Annotated in this window: 19 protein-coding genes and 9 pseudogenes; 18 read left to right on the top strand and 10 right to left on the bottom strand. The window is 58.4% G+C overall.

What is annotated here, in order from left to right:
* Positions 1-15: 15 nt before the first annotated feature.
* From YUA_RS0132540 to tnpB (YUA_RS52800), 3 genes are read left to right on the top strand one after another with little or no spacing between them, the layout of a single operon-like run.
* Complete coding sequence (locus YUA_RS0132540; RefSeq protein ID WP_027534433.1) at positions 16-411, top strand: transposase; 396 nt, start codon at positions 16-18, stop codon at positions 409-411.
* Positions 408-569, top strand: a complete 162-nt coding sequence (tnpB, locus tag YUA_RS52805) for an IS66 family insertion sequence element accessory protein TnpB (RefSeq protein ID WP_084293017.1) — start codon at positions 408-410, stop codon at positions 567-569. The genes YUA_RS0132540 and tnpB (YUA_RS52805) overlap by 4 nt, the downstream gene beginning before the upstream one ends.
* Positions 542-664: an IS66 family insertion sequence element accessory protein TnpB gene (tnpB, locus tag YUA_RS52800; protein WP_084293016.1), complete on the top strand. Its 123-nt coding sequence runs from the start codon at positions 542-544 to the stop codon at positions 662-664. Before tnpB (YUA_RS52805) ends, tnpB (YUA_RS52800) begins: the two co-directional genes overlap by 28 nt.
* A 584-nt stretch (positions 665-1,248) precedes the next feature.
* On the opposite strand, the gene YUA_RS0132535 is transcribed toward tnpB (YUA_RS52800), so the two are convergent.
* From YUA_RS0132535 to YUA_RS0132505, 5 genes and pseudogenes are all read right to left on the bottom strand, one after another.
* A complete protein-coding gene (locus YUA_RS0132535) occupies positions 1,249-2,247 on the bottom strand; it encodes an NADPH:quinone oxidoreductase family protein (protein WP_027534432.1) in 999 nt (332 codons plus the stop codon).
* A gap of 430 nt (positions 2,248-2,677) precedes the next feature.
* Positions 2,678-3,204 (bottom strand): annotated as a pseudogene (locus YUA_RS52055) (transposase); the annotation flags it as partial.
* A gap of 420 nt (positions 3,205-3,624) precedes the next feature.
* A pseudogene (locus YUA_RS45775) lies at positions 3,625-4,035 on the bottom strand (transposase); the annotation flags it as partial.
* 93 nt (positions 4,036-4,128) lie between these two features.
* A pseudogene (locus YUA_RS49075) lies at positions 4,129-4,305 on the bottom strand (hypothetical protein); the annotation flags it as partial.
* A 235-nt stretch (positions 4,306-4,540) separates the two neighbouring features.
* Complete coding sequence (locus tag YUA_RS0132505; protein ID WP_027534428.1) at positions 4,541-5,884, bottom strand: LLM class flavin-dependent oxidoreductase; 1,344 nt, start codon at positions 5,882-5,884, stop codon at positions 4,541-4,543.
* A 1,973-nt stretch (positions 5,885-7,857) separates the two neighbouring features.
* Between YUA_RS0132505 and YUA_RS52050 the strand changes: the two are divergent.
* The 7 genes and pseudogenes from YUA_RS52050 to YUA_RS0132470 all read left to right on the top strand — a co-directional run.
* Positions 7,858-8,028 (top strand): annotated as a pseudogene (locus tag YUA_RS52050) (transposase); the annotation flags it as partial.
* A gap of 292 nt (positions 8,029-8,320) precedes the next feature.
* On the top strand, positions 8,321-8,647 hold the full coding sequence (tnpB, locus tag YUA_RS0132490; protein WP_156947410.1) for an IS66 family insertion sequence element accessory protein TnpB: 327 nt from the start codon (positions 8,321-8,323) through the stop codon (positions 8,645-8,647).
* Between the two features lie 122 nt (positions 8,648-8,769).
* Positions 8,770-9,140, top strand: a pseudogene (locus YUA_RS45765) (IS66 family transposase zinc-finger binding domain-containing protein); the annotation flags it as partial.
* A gap of 184 nt (positions 9,141-9,324) precedes the next feature.
* Positions 9,325-9,621: a transposase gene (locus tag YUA_RS52795; protein ID WP_371259927.1), complete on the top strand. Its 297-nt coding sequence runs from the start codon at positions 9,325-9,327 to the stop codon at positions 9,619-9,621.
* Positions 9,618-9,767: pseudogene (gene tnpB, locus YUA_RS52790) on the top strand (IS66 family insertion sequence element accessory protein TnpB); the annotation flags it as partial. The gene YUA_RS52795 and the pseudogene tnpB (YUA_RS52790), both read left to right, overlap by 4 nt.
* Positions 9,733-9,966 (top strand): IS66 family insertion sequence element accessory protein TnpB, encoded by a 234-nt coding sequence (gene tnpB, locus YUA_RS52040; protein ID WP_371259926.1) that lies wholly within the window; start codon positions 9,733-9,735, stop codon positions 9,964-9,966. The pseudogene tnpB (YUA_RS52790) and the gene tnpB (YUA_RS52040), both read left to right, overlap by 35 nt.
* 72 nt (positions 9,967-10,038) lie before the next feature.
* Positions 10,039-10,335, top strand: a pseudogene (locus YUA_RS0132470) (IS66 family transposase); the annotation flags it as partial.
* Here YUA_RS0132470 and YUA_RS52415 read toward each other — a convergent pair.
* The 5 genes and pseudogenes from YUA_RS52415 to YUA_RS49050 all read right to left on the bottom strand — a co-directional run.
* The gene (locus tag YUA_RS52415; RefSeq protein WP_084293013.1) at positions 10,287-10,814 is read right to left on the bottom strand and encodes an integrase core domain-containing protein; all 528 of its coding nucleotides are present in this window, start codon (positions 10,812-10,814) and stop codon (positions 10,287-10,289) included. The pseudogene YUA_RS0132470 and the gene YUA_RS52415 sit on opposite strands and share 49 nt — an antisense overlap.
* 1,213 nt (positions 10,815-12,027) lie before the next feature.
* Positions 12,028-13,657, bottom strand: a protein-coding gene (locus tag YUA_RS45745) for an IS66 family transposase (protein ID WP_371259925.1) whose coding sequence is annotated in 2 segments (ribosomal slippage) — positions 12,028-13,116 and positions 13,118-13,657 — 1,629 coding nt in all. Because the reading frame shifts where the segments join, the coding sequence is not laid out codon by codon here.
* A gap of 69 nt (positions 13,658-13,726) precedes the next feature.
* Positions 13,727-14,074 (bottom strand): IS66 family insertion sequence element accessory protein TnpB, encoded by a 348-nt coding sequence (gene tnpB, locus YUA_RS0132450; protein WP_027534423.1) that lies wholly within the window; start codon positions 14,072-14,074, stop codon positions 13,727-13,729.
* Positions 14,071-14,469, bottom strand: a complete 399-nt coding sequence (locus YUA_RS0132445) for a transposase (protein ID WP_027534422.1) — start codon at positions 14,467-14,469, stop codon at positions 14,071-14,073. The genes tnpB (YUA_RS0132450) and YUA_RS0132445 overlap by 4 nt, the downstream gene beginning before the upstream one ends.
* Before the next feature lie 86 nt (positions 14,470-14,555).
* A pseudogene (locus YUA_RS49050) lies at positions 14,556-14,840 on the bottom strand (IS66 family transposase); the annotation flags it as partial.
* 1,101 nt (positions 14,841-15,941) lie between these two features.
* Between YUA_RS49050 and YUA_RS52030 the strand changes: the two are divergent.
* The 8 genes and pseudogenes from YUA_RS52030 to YUA_RS45725 all read left to right on the top strand — a co-directional run bounded on the left by YUA_RS52030 (position 15,942) and on the right by YUA_RS45725 (position 23,544).
* Complete coding sequence (locus YUA_RS52030) at positions 15,942-16,433, top strand: hypothetical protein (RefSeq protein WP_027534420.1); 492 nt, start codon at positions 15,942-15,944, stop codon at positions 16,431-16,433.
* Between the two features lie 53 nt (positions 16,434-16,486).
* Entirely contained in the window at positions 16,487-17,365 is an 879-nt protein-coding gene (locus YUA_RS0132430) for an ABC transporter permease (protein WP_051383493.1), read from the top strand.
* Positions 17,355-18,155, top strand: a complete 801-nt coding sequence (locus YUA_RS0132425) for an ABC transporter permease (protein WP_051383492.1) — start codon at positions 17,355-17,357, stop codon at positions 18,153-18,155. Before YUA_RS0132430 ends, YUA_RS0132425 begins: the two co-directional genes overlap by 11 nt.
* Before the next feature lie 2 nt (positions 18,156-18,157).
* Complete coding sequence (locus YUA_RS0132420; protein WP_051383491.1) at positions 18,158-19,213, top strand: ABC transporter ATP-binding protein; 1,056 nt, start codon at positions 18,158-18,160, stop codon at positions 19,211-19,213.
* An 89-nt stretch (positions 19,214-19,302) separates the two neighbouring features.
* Entirely contained in the window at positions 19,303-20,355 is a 1,053-nt protein-coding gene (locus YUA_RS0132415) for an extracellular solute-binding protein (protein WP_198029545.1), read from the top strand.
* Between the two features lie 752 nt (positions 20,356-21,107).
* The gene (locus YUA_RS49040) at positions 21,108-21,356 is read left to right on the top strand and encodes a transposase (protein ID WP_084293011.1); all 249 of its coding nucleotides are present in this window, start codon (positions 21,108-21,110) and stop codon (positions 21,354-21,356) included.
* Between the two features lie 145 nt (positions 21,357-21,501).
* Positions 21,502-21,849, top strand: a complete 348-nt coding sequence (tnpB, locus tag YUA_RS0132405) for an IS66 family insertion sequence element accessory protein TnpB (protein WP_027534415.1) — start codon at positions 21,502-21,504, stop codon at positions 21,847-21,849.
* A gap of 46 nt (positions 21,850-21,895) precedes the next feature.
* A pseudogene (locus YUA_RS45725) lies at positions 21,896-23,544 on the top strand (IS66 family transposase).
* The last annotated feature ends 9 nt before the right edge of the window (positions 23,545-23,553 follow it).

Below are 23,553 nucleotides of genomic sequence, written 5' to 3'. Positions count from 1 at the left end.
TGCGTAACAGTCCTTATGGACAGCCATAAGCGCAGTACTCAGCTTGAACGGCTTGAGGTGGTCGAGACTGGTCGTCGTCGGCGCTGGTCGGATGACGAGAAGCTGCGGATCGTGACCGAGAGCTTTGAAGCGCCGCGCGCGATATCGTCGACGGCACGTCGCCACGGCATATCACGTTCGTTGCTGATGACGTGGCGGCGCTCGTCCGGTTCCGAGCCGATTAGCCCTCAAAGCGAGCAATGCGGCTTTACGCGGGTTGTCCTTGCCGCTCAGGTCGAGCCGGCGGTTGCTGCCACATCGACGAGCGGGCGGATGGTGATCGTCGTTGGCAGGGATCGTCGGGTGATTGTCGATGCCGGCGTCGATGCGGCCGCCCTGGCGCGGGTGCTGCAGGTTCTGGAGCGTCGATGATCCCCGTCTCTTCGAGTGCACGCATCTGGATTGCGACCGGCCGCACCGACATGCGTAAGGGCATGCAGGGTTTGTCGTTATTGGTGCAGGAATGCCTTGGTCGTGATCCGTTCGCCGGAGAGATGTCTTCGTGTTCCGTGGCCGCAGCGGTTCGCTAATCAAGGCCTTGTGGCACGATGGAATTGGATTGTCGCTCTACGCCAAGCGGCTGGACCGTGGCCGTTTAGCCGGCGCGCCGTCACGTCCGACTTAAGCGTATGGTCAAGCATAGACACAAGCCGATCCCTTCAAAGAGATCATGAAACTCGCCTATCCTATGTGCCGCGAGAAGGTGGGACCGGAACGACGCTTACGATTGACCGCCACACCGATGAGATCGGCGTCGGGCGCGAAGGCGTTCGCGTCCATTGAACGGTGGGATTGCATCACTTGCTTGAGAACGCGCTTCTGCGGCGCGCCCGGACTTATCCTTCAGCCGTAGACTTTCGGCCCGCAAATGCTTCAGTTTGGTGGCGAGCCGCTGTGCCGATGACTAGAGCCGGAGCGCTAATCCTGAAAGTCGTGTCTGAAAAAAAGCGCCTCGCCAGTGAAGTGCCGGCGACTTTTAGACGAGCGGCCAGGATAGCTCAAAGCTGAACAGCGTCCCGACACCTTCTTGCGAAGGCGCCCGTCCGGCCAGCCTATAACTGCACTCTGCTAATTCTTGCCGGACACATGTTAGCAATGTATGGCTAGGATATTGACGTTCCAGCTACAAGCGCAGCAGGGAATGATTGGTGGACGTCGTCGCTTGCGGTCACGACGTCGAGCTCGCGCGCTCAAATCCCGCAGAGGAATTCAATCGATATCGATGACGATCTTTCCCATCGCCTTTCGAGCTGCCAATTGGGCAATCGCATCGCCGGCTTCCGCCAACCGAAAGCGCGCCGATATGCATGGTCTCAGCTTGCCATTTTGATACCACTCTAGCAGCTCGGCCGCGCTGCGAGTAAGATGATCAGCACTATGGTCAAGCCACGGCCCCCAGAACACGCCGACGATCTGGCAAGATTTAAGCAAGGGAAGGTTGAGCGAGATTCGCGGAATGCCTGCGGCAAATCCTACAACGAGGAAACGACCGTCCCAAGCTATGGCGCGCAAAGCCGCCTCTGAATAATCGCCACCTACGACATCGCACACGACGTGAGCGCCGTCAGGGTGGCACGCCTCTTTGAAAAGGCGCGTTGCGTCTCTCCGGGAAGATAGATCAAACGGAGAGGTAGGGTATATCACTGCGCAGTCTGCTCCGTGCTCTCGGGCTAGTGTCGCTTTCTCAGTTGTAGACACTGCGGCCACAACGCGAGCGCCCATCGCTTTTCCAATTTCGATTGCGGCAAGGCCAACGCCGCCAGCTGCTCCAAGCACAAGGAGAGTCTCACCGCTTCTTAGAGCACCCCTCTCTTTCAGTGCGTAGTGGGCGGTGCCGTACGTGAGGATGAACGCAGAGGCTTCATCAAACGGCATTTTGTCCGGTATCAGCACGCAACGGCTCGCGTCTACGCCAATCTTCTGCGCCATTGATCCCCATCTAGAAACTCCCATGACTCGATCACCAGGTTCAAACGAACGTACTCCGTCACCGATCGTTTCGACCACGCCAGAGAACTCGGCTCCTGGCGAAAATGGCCGTTTTGGCTTGAATTGATATCTATCTTCTATGATAAGTGTATCCGGAAAATTTACCCCACATGCTCTAACCCGAGCAACAAGCTGGCCCGGGGCAGCAACGGGATCGTCAACTTCGTCTAGCACCAGCGTCTCTGGGCCGCCGATCGATCTACTCATAATCGCTTTCATGCGTACTCCGTTCAACCAAAGCGGGAAGCGACTCGAACCAGACGACCGATCTGCGCGGAAGTTTGGATATGTTGGCCCTTTTGTTTGGAGCGGACTGTCTAATAGAGACGTACTCATTAAATCGAATCGCATCAAAAGCTTGATGCCGTTTTGGCGGGTGCATTGTGATATATTTAAAGGAAGCGCGAGACATGTAGTGGATTGGAACCTGCGCCTTTCATTCTTGCGCTTCTCCTACGGTGACGCACTACGTTGTATCCTATACGGGGCCACATTAGACTGATCGTACACCAGCGACGATGCACGAGACACTACCTACTCTGGTGGGAAATGATGAAATGATGTTTTTGGAAGCGGTGATGGTACGTAGCAGCCCTCAACTGCAGTCGACGGAGTATTCTCTTGAGATTGATGAGAGCTGCGCGCTACGCTAGTCTAGCGTCCTGACTCTCAAATGCGCTATAATAACTCGTGCTGCCTCGACTTTATCGAGGGCGGTGCGGGCACCGTTGATTTTTTCGAGGATTGCGGCGCCTTCGGCTTTCCAAGTGTAGGGCTTTGGGGCGGCGTTGCGATCGGAAAGATAGCTTCGATGTCGCGGACGAGTTCACTGATCGAGGCGAAGCTCCCGGAGCGGATCACGTGCGCGGTCAAGTCAGCAAAGAAGCGTTCGACGAGGTTCATCCACGACGACGATGTCGGCGTGAAGTGGGACTTGAAGCGTGCATGGCGGTCGAGCCACGCCTTGATCTTCGGGTGCTTGTGAGTGGCGTAGTTGTCTAAGACCGGCACGAGCATGTTCGAGACTGCGCTTCACGAGTAGATCCCCTGGTGTGAGGCGTGGATCAGATGGATGTCCAGTTCCATGGGCGTTTCGCGGTCGATCTGCTTTAGGAATCTCAGCCATTCGACATGAGTGTCGCGCTCCTCCGTGCGCGCGATCAACTTGCCTCCCAAAAGCATCCTGGGTGCGCACTCGAAACCGTATCGGACGAGTAGCGGCGTTCCTTTGTCTGGCGCACGCCCCAGTAGTCGTGCGTCAACATGCAGCCCGTCGGAAAGCCCGTTGTCCCCCGACGAATATTGAAGAGCCAGGGTAGAGCCTGCCGCCCTGCCGATAGGACTTGACGCTCCGCAGCGATTACGGATCACCATGCGGTCGGCACAGGCCTGGATCTCAACTGGCGCCCGACTGCGTTATTGTCGAAGCGCACCAAGCGCAGGTCTTCGGGACGTGAGGCAGCGTTAAAGCTCTCACGCAAGGTCCACAGGGCGCCAAAATATCATTTCATTCACAAATGGGTATCATGGCATGAGTTTAGGAGCGATCGCTGCAATTAGCCACTATCATTACATTTGGCTTGGCATGGTCGTAGGTCCCGCGATCATTGCCGCGGTCTGGCAATGCGAAGGCAGGACTGCCGCAGCTTGCCCCCGTGCGTCCTCGCCAGGCAGTTGAACCCCTTGACAGCCGCACGCAGCAGCTTGGCATCGGTCGGGAAGGTGATGGCCTTTGGCTGCACCGTCGATTGTGACCCGCTTCAGGACTTGGCTGCGTAATGCTCCGGCCTCGTGTGCCATCCGCAGGCTCTCGGCCAGCAGCAGCTCCGGTCTGTCGCTGAGCCGCTTGCGTCAATGGCTCAGGTCCGAGCGCTCGTGCGGGAATGAGTGTTGAAACAACTCTTCGCCGGTGAAGTACTGGAAATACGGGTCGTGGACCCACCGCTCGAACAACCCCTCATAGGAGAGCCCGCAAATATGCTTGAGCAACAGCAGCCCGATCATGCTCTTGCGCTTCTTCGAGGCCCGGCAGAGGATAGGGGCTGCGAACGCGGAGACTCCTACCGCCGTCTCGGCGAGCATCACGAAGAATTCAGCTTTGTCGCCAGAGGTGACGAAGCTTTTCTCACCGATGAGGATCCATTCGTCACCCGCGCGTACAGCCTTTGTATCAAGGCTGCGGATATGGCTACCGTGGCTCGTCTCGGTCAGCGAGTAGGAGCAGGCGAGCCGTTCGCGATTTCCGGTATGTAGCGATCTTGAGGCTTTGAGAGGCAAATAGCCGGATCATCGTCATCGCCTGGAAGATCTAACCAACGAGATTGCGGCCACGCAATTCGCGATGGTATCGCTGAGCACGTACTCAAGATTATTGTCCACCCAATTACTGACCATGAGGTGCAAGCTCGTGTTATCCTTCGGCTCGGTCTCATCACCGACCTTCAGCCTTGCCGTGGGTTCCAGCCACTCGATCCCAATGGGATACGGCGTAAGCGCCATTTCACAGACCTGCTCACGCTGCGTGAGTGAACTGATTGACTGGCCGCATGAGACCGAGATTCTCACGTAGTGTTTGTCCGGAGTATTCCGATCTGAATTTTCCTCGCTTGCGCAATTCAGGAACAACGAGCTCAATAAAGTCCTTGAGCCCGCCGGGAAAGCTAGCCGGCATTACGTTGAATCCGTCAGCTGCATATTCATCAAACGCATCCACCATGGCATTGACGATTTCGTCCGGTGTTCCAACAATCATTAGCTGGCCCTTGCAGTCCGACACCAAGCGGATCAGTTGTCTCCAGGTCAATTTCTGGCGTACTGCTAGATCGAGAAGTAACTTCTGATAACTTTGGGTGACATTCGTCTGTGGTAAAGTCGCAGGCACTATCGAGTCGAGATTCATTGACTTCAAGTCGGTGACGAACCCCAGCATACGATCAGCCAATCCAATTTGCACGTCGATGTGCGTATACGATTGTAGTCTTTGAAGCTTCTCAGACGCTTCTTGCTTGGTCCTCCCAATGATCGGGACAATACCCGGCATGACCAGCAACTGATCGTCCTCTCGCCCAACAGCGCGCGCCTTCTCTTTGAGGGCTGCGTAATATCGCTTACCGTTTTCTAAAGACGGTTCGGCCGTAAACACCACCTCGGCGAATTCTGCAGCGAACTGTGTTCCGGCATCAGATGCTCCAGCCTGAACCAACACGGGATACCCTTGCGGCGGCCTTGCGATGTTCAGTGGACCTCTGACTGACAAGTAGTTGCCTCGGTGGTTAAGCAAATGCAGCTTCGTGGTGTCAGCGAAAATGCCACTTTTCTTGTCGCGAATGAAAGCGTCATCTCCCCACGTGTCCCAAAGCCCTTTCACCACATCTACAAATTCTCGAGCTCGAGCATAGCGCATATCATGATCTGGAAGCTCCGTTTCGCCGAAATTCGGGGCTTCCAATGCAGATCCCGAGGTCACAATGTTCCAAGCTGCTCGTCCTCGCGATAGGTGGTCAAGTGAGGCGAACATACGTGCAAGATGATAAGCGTGGTGGTACGTCGTCGTTGCCGTCCCGACCAGTCCGATCTTTTGGGTTCTCGACGAAAGCGCCGACAACAGCGTGATTGGCTCAAACCCGTCGTTTCGGCTTACACGTGCAATGTGTGCGTGATCTCGTTCTATTACGCTTGGGCTATCGTCGAGAAATATGAAGTGAAATGCCGCACGTTCGGCAAGTTCTGCGAGATGAGCATAATGGTCAACATCGATTCCGCCCTTCGCTGGCACGCTAGGATCGCGCCATGCTCCCTCGTGAAATCCCACTCGACGGAGGAACAGTCCGAGCTTCATTTCATCTTTGCGCCGCATGCCGCACCTCCTTTGAGTTGAAATTCCCGCGCAACGCGTTCAGCTGGTGAGCGGCGTTCATTTGGTGCCACAGAACAGTGTGCCTCAACGTTCGACTTTTCGCAGGCACTTGAGACCTCCAGAGTGCGCCATCCGACAAAGTCCACGATACACGTCTTCCGTCACCGAATTCTACGATGCACGCGACTACTTCGACAAATTGGCTCCATGAAGCTTCGCGGCGACGCCAGCGAGCGCGCCTGTCGAGCGTTTAGTAACAAAAGTGCGGTTATGTTGCATGCTGAATTCCGTGCGAAAGACGGCCAGCCTGACCGGTCAATTTGAACCGATAGGTGACATACCTCTGCTATCTAGCTCAACTACTAACGTTGGTGGTTGACCGAGGTAACAATTGCTTGCATTTAGCTAGATTGGGCGGGACTCAGCCAAGCTCCGATAATCACGAGAACGTTTGATCGTTGGCAGCAGCAGACTAAAAAAGTACGCCTTCGTCGTATCACCGGTCGCGCGAGTACTCTGCCGACGCCCGCGCCAAGCATAGAACCGGCCGGCGAGGTCTCAGGCATCGCGCGCGGATAGAATGGTCCTCAATGGAACGGAAGCTCATGTCCGGAGTTCTGGCAAAGATCACTATCGATTTTTTGAAGGTCGCGCTCCATGCGCAGCCGCTCGTTCTGTTGGCGCAACCTGCCGACCTCCACAGATCCGCCGACGTCTGCGTCGACTGCGCGGTGGGGGCGCTGCGCGGCGGCGGCCGTCGCTCCTGCCTGAACTTCTCCACGAGCATTGCAGCACGGAAGCGCGCAGAGCGATCTCCTTCGCCACCGATGCTATCGAACGAATCCTGGACGCCACCAGCTCGGCGGCCCAAATGCTTGTAATCCAACGTGACCAACGGACGTTGACGTGCTTTCATTCGCCAGTTCTGGCTCTCCAAAATTGCGACGGGAGGAGGTTCGATGTGTACCAAGACCGGCACCTCAAGAAGGCGAAACAATACTCCTCACCAGAGTCGAGCATCTTAGTCCCGAAATGCCGAAGGACGCAGTTCATCACGGTAGGACAATTGCAGCAGTTGCAATCGCGGTTAACTCGTTGTGCGTCTCGCGCTTCCTTCAAGTACATGACGACGCTGCAGCCAAGAAAGGGATCGACGCAAGCGAGTTGATTTAGACATTCGTTATCGCCAGCGCCGCGGGACAGTGATGCGCGAGTGTTGTGTCGCTGTTGCTACGCCCTAGAAGGGTCGTTACAAGCCCAAACATCGAAGGTGCACCTGATGGTGCTGGCACATCTATTCGCTTCTGTGGTTTGAGGCTACTTGCACACATCTCCCGCGGGTGCACGTGAAAGCGACTATGAGCAGATCGATCGGGGGCCCGGGACGCTGGTGCTTGAAAAGATTGACGATCCTGTGGCTGCAGCCGGTCAAGTTGTCGTTCGCGCCAAAGCAAGCGGAGTAACTTTCCCCATGCATTGATCATAGAAGATAAGTATCAACTCAAGTCAAAACGACTAATTTCGGCTGGCGCGGAATTTTTCTGGCGTTGTGGAAGCGATTGGTAGCGAAGAATGTTCGTTTCCACTTGGTGAACGCGTCATGGGAGTTTCCAGATGGTGGGCGATGGCGCCGAAGATGCCATAAATGCGTGGTGATATCGGACGAAATGCCTTCCGACGAAGCCTCCGGGCTTATTCTCCAATAAAGAGGTGCGCTGAGAAGCGGCGAGACTCCCTTGTGCTTGGATCGGTCGGCGGTCTCGGCCTTGCGGCTATCGAAATCGGAAACACAATCGACGTTCACGTTTGCGGTTGATATTTTTGCAACCTAAAAGGAAACACCGGTCAGAGAGCACGGAGCAGACTGCGCAGTAATATACCCGAAGCTTGATCGTAAGCGCTGTTCAAGGGCCGCCTACCGGATGACGGGGTGATCTGCGAGTCTGCGGTTTGTTTGAACAGTTGGTCTTAGAATGGAGACAGTGCATACTGCTATCACGGAGCCAGTGCGGCGGCTTAAGGTCTTCACCGAGGCCGGTCGTCGACGGAAGTGGAGCGACGAGGACAAAGCGCGGATTGTTGCTGAGATCGTTGCGAGCGGCGACTCGGTCTGTTCGGTAGCCCGCCGGCATGGACTGTCACCGCAGCAGTTGTTTGGCTGGCGACGTCAGTTGCGTGGAGCAGCGGGCGGTCTTTCTGAAACCGAAGAAGTACAGTTTGTGCCGGCGGTGGTGGATGCCGTAGTGCCGGCGTCGGTTCTCGGCCGTGAGCGCAAAGCGGTACGCTGCAAGGCAAGGCGGATTCCGGGATCATCGAGATGGAAGTTGACGGCATTACGATCCGGGCCGGTCGTGGTGCGGATCCGACGATGATTGCGTCGATCGTCCAGGCGCTGAAGGCGAGCCGGTGATCAGTCCGTCGGGTGCGATCCGGGTAATGGTGGCGACCAAACCGGTAGACTTCCGCAAGGGCATGGAGGGGCTTGCGACCCTGGTGCGTGAGAACATGCGGGCAGATCCCTTCTCGGGAGCTGTCTATGTGTTCCGGGCCAAGCGGGCGGACCGGATCAAGCTGGTGTTCTGGCACGGAACGGGTTTGTGTCTGTTCGCCAAGAGGCTCGAACATGGGATCTTCCGTTGGCCGAAGATCGAGGACGATGTGATGCGTCTGTCGGCGGCGCAATTGTCGGCGCTGCTGGACGGCCTCGACTGGCGGCTTGTGCATGAGGCACGGGAGACGCCGGCGCCAAAGGAAGCTGGATAGTCGTTGGCACCGGTGCGGCGAAATGAATCAGGAGCGTCAGACGCGTCGCCAGATGGCGGCGAATATGCTCTGAATTGGGTGTGAGTGACGCCCTGCCTGACGATCCCGAGACGCTGAAAGCGATGCTGCTCGCCGAGCGGTGCGAGAGTCAGATCATCAAGGAATTGCAGCGGCATCGGTTTGGCCGGCGGGCGGAGACGCTGCCTGAAGATCAGATGCTGCTGGGTCGGAAGACGTCGAGCAGGTCGCGCCGTACAGCGAGACGGCGCAAGACATTAGCATACCTGAAGGCCGTGAGGCGCGGGCTCGCAAGCGCCGCGGCAACCGTGGTGCCTTGCCGATGCACCTGCCGCGGATCGAGGTCGTCGTCAACATCAAGGACAAAACTTGTCCCTGCTGCCAGGGCGAGTTGCACTGGATCGGCGAGGATAAGAGCGAGCGGTTGGACCTGGTCCCGGCGCAGTTCCGGATCCTCGTGACCCGGCGGCCCAAATGTCTTCCTCAGGCGACGGCCGCCTTGTGGAGTTCGGCGGCGTTTCTGAGGATGTGACCTTAAGTCTAGCCTTAAGGTCATGTGGCGAATGCAGGTCAAGGTGCTGGGTGCCGAGCGTCGGCGCCGATAGAATTACGACGAAAAGGTTCGTCTGGTTGAGGAGACCTTGCAAGCTGGCGAGACTGTGTGCGGCGTTGCGCGCCGGCATGGAATGGCTCAGAGCCTGCTGTTCACCTGGCGTCGGCAGGCGCGCCAGGGCCGTCTAGGCGGCGAGGCTATGCCGGCTCTTGTTCCCGTCGAGATCACATCCACGCCGGCTCCGACATCGGCGTGCGCACCGCTGCCGTCATCTTCGCCTCCTGCGCAGCGCGCAAGGGCCGGAATAATCGAGATCGAACTTGGCGGCTGTCGGGTGCGCGTTGACCGTGACGTGGACACCGAGGCGCTGCAGCGGCTCCTTGAGCTCCTGAGGCGGCGATGATCCCGATCCCGAGCGGCGTCAGGGTTTGGATCGCCACTGGCCACACCGACATGCGCCGTGGGATGCACAGCCTGGCTCTTGCGGTTCAGGAGAGCTTGAAGCGCGATCCTCATGCCGGCGATCTCTATATCTTCCGGGGTCGTCGCGGCGATCTGGTCAAGATCCTCTGGCACGATGGGTTGGGCATGTCGCTCTACGCCAAAACGCCTGGACCGCGGCAAGTTCATCTGGCCCTCAGCGTCGGCCGGCGCGGTGTCGATTTCGGCCGCGCAGATGGCCTATATGCTGGAAGGAATCGACTGGAGGAACCCTCAACTAACGTGGCGGCCAGAGAGCGCGGGCTGAGCAAAGAAATTTGCGGGGTGCCGGCCATTTTGGGGAATCACAACGTATCCAATCTGTGATTCACTGCGTCGCATGGATGCTGAGCGCGAAGCGATACCGGATGACATTGCTGCCTTGAAAGAGGCGTTGGCGCTCGAGCGTGCGAAGGCCCTGGAGATCGCGGCAGAACTCGCGGTCGCCCGCGCAAAAGCCTCGGAAGATAGCGCGCTGATCGCGCAGCAGCAGCTTAGGATCGCCAAGCTCGAGCGTCAGATCTACGGACAGCGCTCGGAGCGTTCGTCGCGGTTGATCGACCAGTTGGCGCTAACGTTCGAGGAGCTTCAAGCCGACGCCACCGAGGACGAGCTTGCGGCGGAACGGGCTGCGTCATATCCACTGCCTCTTCGCTGAATGTGCCGGTGACGGCCGGTCCGCCAGACCGCCATCGGCGCGCGGTTTTCCAACTCCTGATGGGGGCGCTGGAAATTGTAAAACGCGATCCCTCGGGCGATTTCGGCTTTGGCCTCGTGGCCATCCGAATAATCCTTGAGATAGATGTCCTCGTGTTTGAGCGAGCGCCACAGCCGCTCGATGAACACGTTCTCCATCCAGCGGCCGCCACCGGCCATCGAGATCCTGACGCCAGTGGCCGCCAGCGTGCCGCTGAAGGCGGCGCTGGTGAACTGGCTGCCCTGGTATTGAAGATCCCAGGCCGGCCGAACCGCGCCAAGGCCTCTTCGAGCGCAGACACACAGAACGATGTCTCCATCGTGTTCGACAGGCACCAGGCTAGCACCGCACGGCTCGATCGCCACCAGATATAGAAAGCCCTGGCCGACGGGCACATAGGTGATATCGGCCGCCCACATTTGATTTGGCCGGTCGATCACCATGTGGCGCAGGAGATACGGGAAGATCTTGTGTCCGGCGCCGGCTTTTTGGTTCTGGCTTTGGTCCCAGCGCCGCGATGCCCATCTTGCGCATCAACCGCTGCACGCGTTTGCGATTGATTGCGACAGCCTTCGCCATTGAGAATCGCCGTCGTCCGTCGCGGGCCCAGCAACGGCCAGGCCGTGAACAGCTGGTCGATCCGTCGCATCAGCTCAAGGTCGTTGTCATTGGCCGGCCGCGGCGGCCGATATACGCTCGATCGCGCAACTCTCCGCAGTTGGCATTGCCGGCGGATCGATAGACTCTCATGATCGCGCTGAAGCAATCCTCGGCGATCCGGCGCGCTCATCTTCCGGACCTCCTGGCTAAGATTACATCGAGAGCCGGCTCAATCAGTTGTTTGACAACCATCTTTGCCACTCGGTCTGCCACAAGTGGGGCACCCCCGAGGATCCTTTGGCCCCCACTATTAGGCGGTGAGAAATAAGCGCCTGAGCTCATTCGATTCCAAATCTTGTAGAGATTTCTCTTAGTCCGACTCGAACTACTCAATTGTCATTCCGTCGACGCCGGCCGCGCCACCATTGGATCGCACCTGCAGATATTGCTTCGCACACTTCACTCTTGTCGATGTTGAACGGTTTGCGGGTAGTTCACCGTCGTCCTCCTGTTGTCAGTTTGCGACGATGACCAGCCCACGATCCGATCCCTTCTATCCGGCCCCACTACGAGCTTTCGTCGCTAATACGGATCGGTCCGTCCCAGTGCTCCGCGTCGGTAAACTCGCCTCGCGGCCTTCTCCGGTTGTGCTTCTCCTTTTCCATCGGAGTGACTGATTCCTGCAGTTCCGCGGCAGCGCCTGCATCCGATTCACGCGCCCTCAACGCAGGTCGTCGCCCGCGCCTCTTAAGCGAAGCCGCTTGAAATGATTTGAGACCTACTCCTGAAAGTCGATCCTGAGGGGCCTGCCGTCATCGCTACCAGCGTAGTCACGCCGATTCTTAATGATCTCAATCGTCCTTTCTGTGTGCTTCTGCAGCACATGAACGCGCTCGGCCACCATGAGATGGGCTTCGACCATACGAAGCACGGGATCACGACCGATCCCACAGCATTCACCATGGTCGACAGTGCATTCGGGACGCCTTCGAGAGCACTGTAAGCATCCGGTGAAGGCCGCGTAGCGGTCACTCAGGCTGCCTGATCGACTTGCTTGTTTCGGTCGCGCCAATTCCACGGAAGCAGTTCGTCGAGCCGGTGAACCGGGTGCTCGGCAATGCGCGCCAGAACGTCGGCGAGCCAGGCTTGCGGATCGATATTGTTCATCTTGGCCGTGACGATCAGGCTGTACATCACCGCGGCCCGCTCGCCGCCACGATCAGAGCCGCAGAACAACCAGGATTTTCTCCCCAGGGCGATACCGCGCACGCCGCGCCCGGCGGCGTTGTTGGAGAGGCAGATGCGGCCATCGCCGAGGAAGCGCGTGAACGCGGCCCAGCGCTTGAGCATGTAGTCCATGGCCTTGGCGACATCGTTGCCGCGCGAGAGTTTTGCGCGCTGCTCGCGCATCCAGGCCTCCAGATTGGCGACCAGCGGCGCGCTGAGCTCCTGTCGAACGGCCCTGCGCCTTTCGGGCGTTTCGCCGTTGATCGCCCTCTCGATCTCGAACAACTCATCGATCCGGCGGACCGCCTCTAGCGCCAAGGGCGAGATCACTGCCGGCTTGTTGCCTTGCGCCTTCCGACGGGCGTTCTCGGCCAGATCCGCCATCACGAAGAACGGACGCCGGGCATGGACCCAACAGGCGGCCTCCAGGATTTTGCCAGGCGCGCGGCCCGGCTCATAGAGCTTGCGATAGCCGTCATAGGCATCAGCCTGGAAGATCCCGGTGTAGTTGGCCAAGTGAGCCTGGGGATGCTTGCCGGCACGATCGCGCGAGTAATAGAACACCGCCCCCGGCGGGGCGGGCCCGCCAAACGGCTTGTCGTCGCGTACATAGACCCAGATCCGGCCGGTGTCGGTCTTGCCCTTGGCCAGAACCGGCACCGTGGTGTCGTCGCCATGCAATCGCCCCGCACTCAGGACGTAGGCCTCGAGGCGCTTGAACAAAGGCGTCAGCACAGCCGTGCAGCCGCCGACCTGGTCGGCCAGGGTCGACAAACTGATCGGCACGCCCTCCTTGGCATAGCGTTCGGCCTGCCGGTTCAGTGGCTGGTGCTGGCCGAACTTTTCGAACAGCACCATCGCCAGCAGGCTGGACCCAGCCCAGCCCCCTGGCGATCACGTGGAACGGTGCCGGCGCCTGGCTGATCTTCTCGCAGTCCCGGCAAGTGAACTTCTCCCGAACGTGCTGGATCACTTTCCAGGATTTCGGGATCACCTCCAGCGTCTCGGTAATGTCCTCGCCCAGCCTGGAGAGCCGTGCGCCGCTACAGCAGGCGCAAGCCACAGGTCCTGGTATGATCACGCGTTCGCGGGGCAGATGATCCGGGAACGGCTTGCGGGACGGCCGCTTGCGCGTGAACGACGCCACCTTTGTGGTTTTGGCCGCCGCCATTTCGGCGGCAAGTTCGTCCTCGGTCGCCGAGCTCTCCAGTTCCTCCAGCGTCAACTCGAGCTGATCCAAAAGCCGCGCGGTGCGCTCCGAGTGCGGGCCATAGCGATCACGGTTCAGCTTCTCGATCTGCAGCTTCAGATGGGCGATCAGCGCCTGGTCATCGGATTGTTGAGCCCGGGCGGCGGCAGCCTCCGCGCGATCGACAATCAAGGCCGCTTTCAGCGCTTTGACGTCGTCTGATAGAGGTTCAAGGCGACCTTCCATGACGCCGATGGAATCACAAAAGCAGCGATTTGCGGCGGATTTCTTCTGCTGCTCAGAGCATTTTTTTGTCTATCCGGCGCTCTGCGGCCGCCAGGTATGTTGCGGATTTCTCCAGTCGATCGCTTCAAGCAAGTAGCTCATCTGGGCCGCGCTCAGCGCCACCACGCCGTCCACCGTCGTCGGCCACACGAAGCGACCGCGGTCCAGCCGCTTGGCGTACAGCGATAAGCCGATCCCGTCATGCCACAGGGCTTTAATTAATGAACCCGCGCGACCGCGGAACACAAACACGTCGCCCGCAAACGGATCGCGGCCAAGGCCTTCCTGCACCAGCAATGCCAGGCCATTCATACCTTTCCTCATGTCGGTGTGACCGGTGGCGATCCAGATCCGCACGCCTGCAGCAACCGGAATCATCGACGCTCCAGGACCCGAAGCACCCGCTCCAGGGCGACCGCGTCAACGCCGGCATCGACGATCACACGGCGGTCCTTCCCGATTTCGATTACCATGTGCCCGCTCGCCGGCGGGTCGGGTTCAGCTGCCACTGTCTCGGCAGCAACAACCATCGCTCGCACGAAGCCAGTGTGTTTTACGTCAGGGCCAACTGGTTCAGGGCGGAACGAACGCCGCCACGTCATCAACAACGAGCGCGATATCCCGTGGCGCCTCGCCGTCGATGAGATCGCTCGCGGCGCCTCCAAACTCTCCAACACGATCCGAAGCTTCTCGTCATCAGACCAGCGCCGCCGCCGGCCCGTCTCGACAACCTCTAACCGTTCGATATGAGTACTGCGCTTATGGCCGTCCATAAGGACTGTTACAGCGCAATAGACCTAACCCAACAAGACGGCCCACACCGGAGGGAGACAGAGCCCGCGGCTCGGCCCAGCGGTTTCAGCGGCTGATGTTGGCCGAACTTGTCGAACATGATCATGGCTAGAGGGCTTGGGCCGGCGCATCCTCATGCGATCGCATGGAACGGCGCCGGCGTCTGGCTGATCTTCTCGCAGTCACGCCAGGAGAACTTCTCCCGCACCGTCTCGACGCCCTTCCAGGCGCGCGCCGTTTCCAGCGTCCGCGTCACGTCCACGCCGAGCTTTCGCGGGCGGTTGCTGCCGCCGCACTCGCAAGCCGCGAACGGATCGATCACCACATGTTCGCGCTGGAAATGCTCGGGGTGCGCTGATTGGCGTGCTGCCGTCCTTGTGGGGCTAACTATTCATTGCCGACGCCAACGCCGCGCTTCTTGTTGCCCCGTGCGACAGTCGCCCTCCACATCATACTTCTCCGTCACCGCGGCGACAAACTGCAGTTGATCGGAATTCTAGATGCAGAAATTCCGCGCCAAAAGTAACTCAAATGCCGAATTACATCACGATTATCGCAAGATACGCAGTCCTTAGCCGCGATGCGGCCAGTATTGTAGAGCAAAATAAGCTCACAGGGACGGCGATCAAACCACGATACTCTCGGCGTGGCCTTTTACTGAAAGGAGGCCGTCGCTATGAAAAGTGGCAGCAGACCGTTTGGCCAGTGCGGCGGAAACTCTACCCGCGAATTTGCCCAAGGTCTCTATGATGCTGAGAAGCAGTACCAAGCCTGTTTGGAACACCATAGAAGCGCCCAAGGCGGGCTTTCACGAGCTGAGTGAGCCCCCCGAGCCTAACTACAAGGCGCGTTTGGAGGCTCATGGCGCCTCTGGTCATGGCTGCGGACATCATTTGTTGGGTGCAGCGTCGCTCTTGGCCACAATTGCAGTCAAGAATTGGCTGGCAGAAACCGGTTTACCTGGACGAATCCGATACTATGGATGCCCTGCCGAGGAGGGAGGGTCGTCGAAAAGCTTCCTCGTTCGCGACGGAGCATTCGACAACGTCGACGTGGCTATCAGCTGGCATCCCGCGGCATTTACAGGAGTCTGCAACCCCGTGTCGTTGGCTTGCGTCGAGTTAAAGTTCACCTTCCGTGGACGCGCCTCGCACGCCTCCGCCGCCCCACATCTTGGACGAAGCGCATTCGATGCGGTCGAGCTGATGAACGTTTGCGTTAACTATATGCGGGAACATATGCCTAGTTTCGCGCGGGTTCATTATGCGCTCATTGATGGTGGCGGAATTTCCCCGAATGTCGTTCAGCCACGCAGCGTCGTTCGGCACTTGGTGTAGCTTGGGAGAGATATGGGGATTGATCACGTGAAGAAAATTGCCGACGGCGCAGCGCTGATGACAGGAAACCACAGGTCTCCAGCGAGACCAATCTGGTTGCGAACGCGCTGCTGGCCATGCAGGACAACATGCTCGAATTGGGGGGATCTGGTTTCGATGATTCGGATCGAGAATTTGCAAAGCAGATACGGCAGAGCTTCGCGCTCGACGACATCGAGGCAACTTGCGTACGCTTCGGCCTCCCGAGCAATAAACATGCGCTTTCGGAACAGATCGAGCCGCTCTATGCATCGTCGACGGATGGGATCGGATCGACGGATGTGGGATCCGTCAGCTGGGTCGTCTCGACCGTGCAATGTCGTACCGCCTCTTACGCAGTGGGCATTCCCTACCACTTTTGGCAGCTCTTGGCGCAGGGAAGAGCGCCGGGGGCCCACAAGGGGATGACCCGCGCCCCTGAGCCTATAGCCGGCGTGGCCAGCGACCTATTTGCTATGCCGGAACTCCTCTCCGCAGCAAAGGAGGCGTTCGTTCGGTTTCGCCAGGACGCTACGTTCAGAGATCCCGTCGGAGCTGACGCAAAGCCGCCGCTCGAGATGTCCGTTTAGCGGCAGCTGGATCTCGCATCGCCAGCTTCGAACCTATCAGCGAAGGATATAGTATGTCGCAGACGGCAGACCCACGGTACGACAGAATAAATTTCATCATTCTCATCGCGCCAGCAATGTTGCTGCTGGTCGTATTCTTAGTCCTGCCCATGGCTTCGGTATTCCGGGCCAGCTTTTATCCCGGGACTACTGCGATAGGATCATCGGGTTTCTCGCTAAATCAGTATTATAAGTTTTTTGCCGACAGCTTCTATCTATCCGTTTTAATGGAGACCGTCGTTTATGCTATTATTACTTCTGTTGGATGCCTTCTCTTGGGTTTTCCCGTCGGATATTCGCTAGCGAGGTTGCCGCCGGCGAAAAGACGCGTTCGCATGATATTGATCATCGTGCCGCTAACATTGAGTCTAGTCGTCGTTGTTTTCGGATGGCTCGTCCTGCTTGGTAGACAGGGTTTAGCCAACAACATTCTGATCGGTCTGGGCCTCACCAATACGCCGAAGCAGCTTCTTTTCAACCGTTCTGCTGTCCTCGTGGTTCTGGTACAGCAGTTCCTGCCCTTCATGATACTTTCGGTCATGAACGTGGTGCTTCAGATCGATCCTGTTCTTGAACAAGCTTCCACGAGTCTTAGAGCGCGGCGGCTGAAGACGTTTGCCAAGATCGTGATACCACTCGCTGCTCCCGGTATTATTTCGGGCTTCACCCTTATTTTTGTCATGACGGCTTCGGCGTTTGTGACCCCGCGGCTCATCGGAGGACCAAGGACTCATATGATCGGCGGGTTGGTCTATGACGAGGTCCTGATCACCTTCAACTGGCCGTTCGGAGCAGCGATGTCATTCATCCTACTCGCGGTCGGCCTTGGGATCTTGGCGACAGTCAGCGCCTTGATTGTTCGCCCGCTTGCGCGAGGTCTCCATGTCCGTTGATCTCCATGATCGATTGCTCAGCGTCATCGGCGCTTTGGTACGCTGGCTGGTGTATGCGATGCTGCTCCTGCCGGCCATAATCGTTGTGGCCACCTCCTTGACACCAGGCACAACGCTGACCTTTCCTCCGCCCGGCATCTCGCTGCGCTGGTACATCGCCGCATGGGAAAGCTCGCTGTTCATGAATGCGCTCGGCTTGAGCCTGAAGCTGGCAGCTCTAGCGACGGTGTGCTCACTCGTCATTGGTTTGGCCGCGACGTTTGCGCTAGATCGCCACGCCTTCCGCGGGCGGGATTTGATTCAGAGCTTCCTACTCTCCCCTCTCCTCATTCCAACGGTCGTCCTCGGCCTTGGCCTGATCCAGTTCTTCGTATGGATAGGCTTGAACCAAACGTTTGCCGGACTTCTGCTCGGACACATCGTGATTACGCTTCCATATGTCGTTCGGACGCTGACCGCGAGCATGGTTCTATTCGACCGCAATCTTGAGCAAGCCGCAATGAGCCTGCGAGCGACGCCTACAACCGTCATACGCACGATCACCATTCCGCTTCTGCTTCCAGGTATAATCTCGGCAATGGTCTTCGCCTTTGTCACCTCCTTCGGGAACGTAACACTATCCATATTCTTAAGTTACGAAGATAAGATTACGCTTCCCGTACACGTTCTCACGTATGTCGAGCAAAATTATGACCCCCTCGTTGCTGCCGTTTCTTCTATCGTGATTTTCGTAACGGTGCTCACCATCTTCCTGGCTGATAGGCTCTCAGGATCGAAACCGGTAATCTGACAATGCAAGCGCAAAACGTCGTCGTTTCTTTCAAAAACATCCAGAAGACGTATGGTGGGGTAAAGGCTGTCGCCGCAATCTCCTTGGACATTCGCAAAGGAGAGCTGGTTTGCCTTCTAGGGCCTTCGGGCTGCGGCAAGACAACCACCCTGCGCATGCTGGCAGGCTTCATTGATCCCACGGGCGGCGATATCTCAATCGAGGGCCAGGACGTTACAAAGCTCCCAGCTTACCGACGCGATATTGGTATCGTGTTTCAAAACTACGCCTTGTTTCCGCACATGACAGTGGCCAAGAACGTGGAATACGGCCTCGTAAACATCGGAATGAGGAAGGCCGAACGTCGTGAGCGCATCCAAGATATCCTCCGGCGGGTCGAACTGCAGCACCTCTCCGACCGCTACCCGAGGGCGCTCTCAGGCGGTCAGCAGCAGCGCGTCGCGCTTGCGAGAGCGTTGGCGCTTCAGCCTAAGGTGCTTCTACTCGACGAGCCTTTCTCCAACCTAGATGCGCAACTACGCGTTCGACTTCGCGAGGACCTACACGGGCTAATCAAGTCCTTGAACATGACGACGCTTTTCGTGACTCACGATCAGGAAGAGGCGCTAACACTCGCCGATCGCATAGTGGTGATGAACCAGGGTCTCGTCGAACAGATCGGGAGTCCAGAAGAGGTCTACGATGCGCCTGCATCACGCTTCGTGGCGCAATTCATTGGAACGTGCGCACTGCTTGAAGGCAATATCGACGGAAGCGGTCTTTTTACCTCCAACGGCGGATTGCGACTTCCAACGAAGGCGAATCCTGGCCCCGCCACAGTTGTCGTCCGTCCGGAATTCGTTCGCCGAGCGGATGAGCTCGCGACACTTCAAGCGCATCACGCTCGCGTCGAAGCAAGCGACTATCATGGTCACGTCAGTCGTCTGCAACTTTCGATTGGATATGACCAACTTCTGATGGACGCGCGTTTCCCGGTCGGCATGAAGCCGCAGCGGGGGGATACGATTAAGATCGCTATCGATCCGGGCGGCGTTCGCGTCGTGCCAAATCAAGTATAGGCATCATGCTGGCAGAAACGCATCCAACAATCAGCAGATCCTTTGTTAAGCGGCTCGTTGGACGAGCCAATCCACGCTGGAGGAGTACTATGAAACGACGTGACTTTCTCAAAACATCCGCGGCAGTTACAGCTTTGCCATTTATTACGGCGCCTGTTGTTCACGCCCAGCAGAAGCGATTTGCAGGAGTGACTCTCAGGATAAATGGCTTTGGTGGCAACTATGACAAGGCGCTCATGGAAGGAGTTGCCAAGCCGCTCGAAGAGAAGACCGGCTTAAAAGTGGAGTACATTGCCGCGTCCGGGCCGGGAGAGGCTGTGAAGCTTATGTCAAATAAGGGCAATCCGCACCTGGATCTATTTATGATTGACAGCAACCTGATGCCGGAGCTCATTGCCGCTGACGTTCTAGAGCCTATAACTACGGCCGACGTGCCAAATGTTTCGCGAATTCTCCCCGGATACCGCGAATTCGGCGATTACGGCACCCCGTTCTCGGTCGCATCTCAGGTTCCGGTTTTCAATTCGAAGACGATCAGCACGCCCCTTACAGCCTATTCCGATATCGCGCGTCCGGATCTGAAGGGCAAAGTCGCGATCCTTGGCACCGGTATCAGTTCGGCGCCGTTGATGCTTCTTGCGCTTGCCGAAGAAAATGGCGGATCCGTTACCAATATGGAGCCTGCCTTCAAAATCCTGGCGGAAGCCAAGGATAATGTGATGGCAACCCCGAACAGCACCGTTGCTCAACTTCAGCTTTTCAGCCAAGGCGAAGCGCAGGCGGGCATCTTCTGGGACGGACGCGCCCACGAGCTCCGCACGTCTGGCGTGCCCATACAGACTGTCGTTCCAACAAAGGGGATCTACTCGGTATTTTCGTACGTTAACGTTGTGAAAGGTGGCCGCAATCGCGAGGCCGCATTAGCTTATATTCAGCAGGCCCTTTCAGACCAAGGCCAGATTACACTTCCTACTGCCTACCGGTACGGGCCGACGACCGACGTGGCTCTCGGCGATTTGGCATCTCAAATTCTGCTGAATTCACCAGAGCGGGTCGCAATGAAGCGAAAGGTTGACTGGGCTACGCTCATGAAACAGCGCGGCGAGCTGATGGAGCGCATGAATAAAGTTCTTCGAGGCTAAAAATATGATTAGGAGGGGGCTCTTAGCCCCCTTTTATTTTAAAAGGACACCAGGGCTTCTCCATTTGGATCGAACGACACGAGCCCTGGTAAACAACTATGTAAGCAGAGCCCGATTCTCCTACTCAGGATCACTTCGTAGAAGCCAGGAAACCGTGTTGCAGGCGAAATGCATTTCGATTGATCAGCTCATGCTGACAAAACGATTCAGGCGCCTTTCTTGTTCGTCCGATCGTTGCATGCGATCGTGTCCCAGAGAGTGGTGGCGGTGGGACACCGCGTTCGCCGGCAGGAGCGGGCAGATCAGCTGGCGATGGCCGGAAGGCCTGGATCATCAAGGGCACGATGGTTTCCGGGCTGAGCAATCCCAGCCCGCTTCGCCGGGCCGCCTCCTAACCGCCTCAGCTAATCGAGGGGCAACATTGGGCCACATGTGATGATTTTTGGCTCCACGAGAAGTCAGCGCCATGCGAGCCGGTATTCGAATTCATCGCTTGTGCCGGATGGGCTAGTTATCGAGAGCGTAAGTGATTCATCTGATTCGATTAATTTAGCCGTCCGATCCAAATTCGGAATGGTCGAGTGCCCCGTTGTACGGGACGAAATCGCGCCGAGTCCATAGCCGATAGGACAAACAAGCCGCAGATTTACTCTGTGCGGGCAAGCAGGTACGCCGTATCCCTCCGCCAAAGGCCGCCTTGCTTGAGGGACGCGAGGGCTGCAGATCCTAGGAGTAATCCTAGGAGAAGCGCTATGATGTTTTCGCGGGCAGAGGTTATCACGTCGGTCGAGCGGCGGCGCCGGTGGTCGCAGGATGAGAAGGAACGGCTTGTTGCGGCATCGCTCGAGCCCGGAGCCAATGTTTCCGAGGTGGCACGCATGGCCGGGCTTCATGTGAGCCAGCTGTTCAGGTGGCGCAAGGAGCTTTGCAAGCACGGTGAAACGAGTATAGCGCCGTTCGTGCCGGTCGAGATTGGCCGTCTGTGCCGCCGCGGGAGGTAGCCGAAGCGCCATTGACGACGACGGCGCGTCGACGGAAGAGCCAGGGCATCATCGAGATTGATCTTGGTAGCGGGCACCGCATCCGGGTCGATGGCGACGTTGATGGAGACGCGCTACGTCGCGTTCTCGATGCTTTGGTACGCCGATGATCCCGGTTCCGACGGGCGCGCGAGTCTGGCTCGCGACAGGCTACACGGACATGCGCCGAGGCTTTCCGTCGTTGGCACTCCAGGTGCAGGAGGTGCTGCGCAAGGACCCGCTCAGCGGTCATCTGTTCGTGTTCCGCGTTCGCCGAAGCGATCTTGTGAAGGTGATCTGGCACGATGGCCAAGGAGCATGCCTGTTTACCAAGAGACTCGAGAGAGGAAGGTTCATCTGGCCATCGGTTGCGGGCGAAGCAGTGACGATCTCACCGGCGCAGATGAACTACGTGTTGTCCGGAATCGATTGGCGCAACCCTCAAGAAACGCTGCGACCAACGCGGGTCGGATAGCCGCTTTACGGTTTGAATCTGCAACGTGATCTGATTCAATGGCTTTATGACATCGAAGCCGGACGACGTTCCATCGGACCTCGTGAGTGCCCTGGCGGCGCTGCAGGTCGAGCGTGAGGCGCGGCTGCAAGCCGAGGCGGTAGCTGCCAGTGCGCGGGCGGAGCTGTCGGCCAACGAGGCGCTGATCGTGCATCTTGAGCTTCGGATCGAGAAGCTCAAGCGCGAACTATGCGGGCAGCGCTCCGAGCGCACGGCGCGGCTGTTCGAGCAATTGGAATTGGAGCTCGAAGAACTCATCACCACGGCGAGCGAGGATGAGCTTGCCGCACGTACCGCCGCGGCGAAAACCCAGAGCGTGCGCGCCTTCACGCGTAAGCGGCCGGTGCGCAAGCCCTGGCCGGATGACATCGAACGCGAGCGCGTCGTCATTGAGGCGCCAACGAACTGCGCCTGCTGCGGAGGATCGCGACTGGCGAAGCTGGGCGAGGATGTGATCGAGACGCTGGAGGAGATCCCGCGCCGGTTCAAGCTGATCGAGACGGTGCGGGAAAAGTTCACCTGCCGCGATTGCGAGAAGATCAGCCAGCCGCCGGCACCATTCCATGCCACGCCGCGCGGCTTCATCGGTCCGCAATTGCTGGCGACGATCCTGTTCGACAAGTTCGGCATGCATATCCCGCTCAACCGCCAGAGTGTGCGCTTTAAGGCCGAGAGGATCGACCTGCCGCTGTCGACGCTGGCCGACCAGGTCGGCCACGGAACCTTCGCCGTCATGCCGCTCTTCCAGCTGATCGAGCGTCACGTGCTCGCGGCCGAGCGCCTTCATGGCGACGACACCACCATCCGCATCCTGGCCAAGGGCAAGTGCACGACCGGCCGGATCTGGACCTATGTGCGCGACGACCGGCCCTACGGTGGGCCTGCGCCGCCGGCGGCGGTCTACTACGCCTCGAGCGACCGACGGGGTGAGCATCCCCAGAAGCATCCGTCTTCGCCGGCATCCTGCAGGCGGATTGCTATAGCGGCTTCGAGCCGCTCTTCGACCCGCAAAAGAAAGCGATGCCGATCACGCCGGCATTTTGCCTGGCCCATGCGCGGCGGGGCTTCTTCGAGCTGGCCGACATCGAGAAAACTGCCCGGGACGGACAGAAAGGCAAACGGGTCTCCCCGATCGCGCTGGAGGCGGTCAGGCGTCTGGACGCCCTGTTCGAGATCGAGCGCGCCATCAACGGCCGCAGAGCCGACGAGCGGCGTGCCGTACGCCAGGAGCAGAGCAAGCCGCTTCTCGACGACATGCACGCCTGGCTGCTCTGTGAGCGGGAAACCCTATAGCGCTCCTCCGAGGTTCTGAAGCCCATAAACTACATGCTCAGGCGCTGGGACGACTTCGCCCGCTTCCTCGACGATGGCAGGATCTGCCTCAGCAACAACGCCGCTGAAAGAGCGTTACGCGGCATCGCGTTGGGCAGGCGCAACTGGACCTTCGCCGGCAGCCTGCGCGGCGCCGACCGCGCCGCCATCATGCTGACAATGATCACGACCTGTCGCCTGAACGACGTCGACCCCAAAGCCTGGCTCGCCGACATCCTTGCCCGCATCGCCGATCTTTCCGCATCGCGTCTGCACGAGCTGCTACCCTGGGAATGGAAGCTGCTGCGCCAAGCCCGTAACTCCACCGATCAGCAAGCCGCCTGACCTTCACGC

It is taken from the genome of Bradyrhizobium sp. WSM3983 (genome assembly GCF_000473045.1).
Lineage (GTDB): Bacteria > Pseudomonadota > Alphaproteobacteria > Rhizobiales > Xanthobacteraceae > Bradyrhizobium.
Note: the sequence above shows the minus strand (reverse complement) of the source record. Positions and strands in the feature narration are given on the sequence as shown.

What these genes read in the sequence shown, in the direction of transcription:
- YUA_RS0132505 (WP_027534428.1), bottom strand. Translation starts at nt 5,884, where the DNA reads ATGCGGCGCAAAGATGAAATGAAGCTCGGACTGTTCCTCCGTCGAGTG.
- tnpB (WP_027534415.1), top strand. Translation starts at nt 21,502, where the DNA reads ATGATCCCGGTTCCGACGGGCGCGCGAGTCTGGCTCGCGACAGGCTAC.
- YUA_RS0132415 (WP_198029545.1), top strand. Translation starts at nt 19,303, where the DNA reads ATGAAACGACGTGACTTTCTCAAAACATCCGCGGCAGTTACAGCTTTG.
- YUA_RS0132420 (WP_051383491.1), top strand. Translation starts at nt 18,158, where the DNA reads ATGCAAGCGCAAAACGTCGTCGTTTCTTTCAAAAACATCCAGAAGACG.
- YUA_RS0132540 (WP_027534433.1), top strand. Translation starts at nt 16, where the DNA reads ATGGACAGCCATAAGCGCAGTACTCAGCTTGAACGGCTTGAGGTGGTC.
- YUA_RS49040 (WP_084293011.1), top strand. Translation starts at nt 21,108, where the DNA reads ATGATGTTTTCGCGGGCAGAGGTTATCACGTCGGTCGAGCGGCGGCGC.
- YUA_RS0132445 (WP_027534422.1), bottom strand. Translation starts at nt 14,469, where the DNA reads ATGGACGGCCATAAGCGCAGTACTCATATCGAACGGTTAGAGGTTGTC.
- YUA_RS0132425 (WP_051383492.1), top strand. Translation starts at nt 17,355, where the DNA reads ATGTCCGTTGATCTCCATGATCGATTGCTCAGCGTCATCGGCGCTTTG.
- YUA_RS52415 (WP_084293013.1), bottom strand. Translation starts at nt 10,814, where the DNA reads ATGTGGGCGGCCGATATCACCTATGTGCCCGTCGGCCAGGGCTTTCTA.
- YUA_RS0132430 (WP_051383493.1), top strand. Translation starts at nt 16,487, where the DNA reads ATGTCGCAGACGGCAGACCCACGGTACGACAGAATAAATTTCATCATT.
- YUA_RS52030 (WP_027534420.1), top strand. Translation starts at nt 15,942, where the DNA reads ATGCAGGACAACATGCTCGAATTGGGGGGATCTGGTTTCGATGATTCG.
- tnpB (WP_027534423.1), bottom strand. Translation starts at nt 14,074, where the DNA reads ATGATTCCGGTTGCTGCAGGCGTGCGGATCTGGATCGCCACCGGTCAC.
- tnpB (WP_371259926.1), top strand. Translation starts at nt 9,733, where the DNA reads ATGCCGGCGATCTCTATATCTTCCGGGGTCGTCGCGGCGATCTGGTCA.
- tnpB (WP_156947410.1), top strand. Translation starts at nt 8,321, where the DNA reads ATGGTGGCGACCAAACCGGTAGACTTCCGCAAGGGCATGGAGGGGCTT.
- YUA_RS0132535 (WP_027534432.1), bottom strand. Translation starts at nt 2,247, where the DNA reads ATGAAAGCGATTATGAGTAGATCGATCGGCGGCCCAGAGACGCTGGTG.
- tnpB (WP_084293017.1), top strand. Translation starts at nt 408, where the DNA reads ATGATCCCCGTCTCTTCGAGTGCACGCATCTGGATTGCGACCGGCCGC.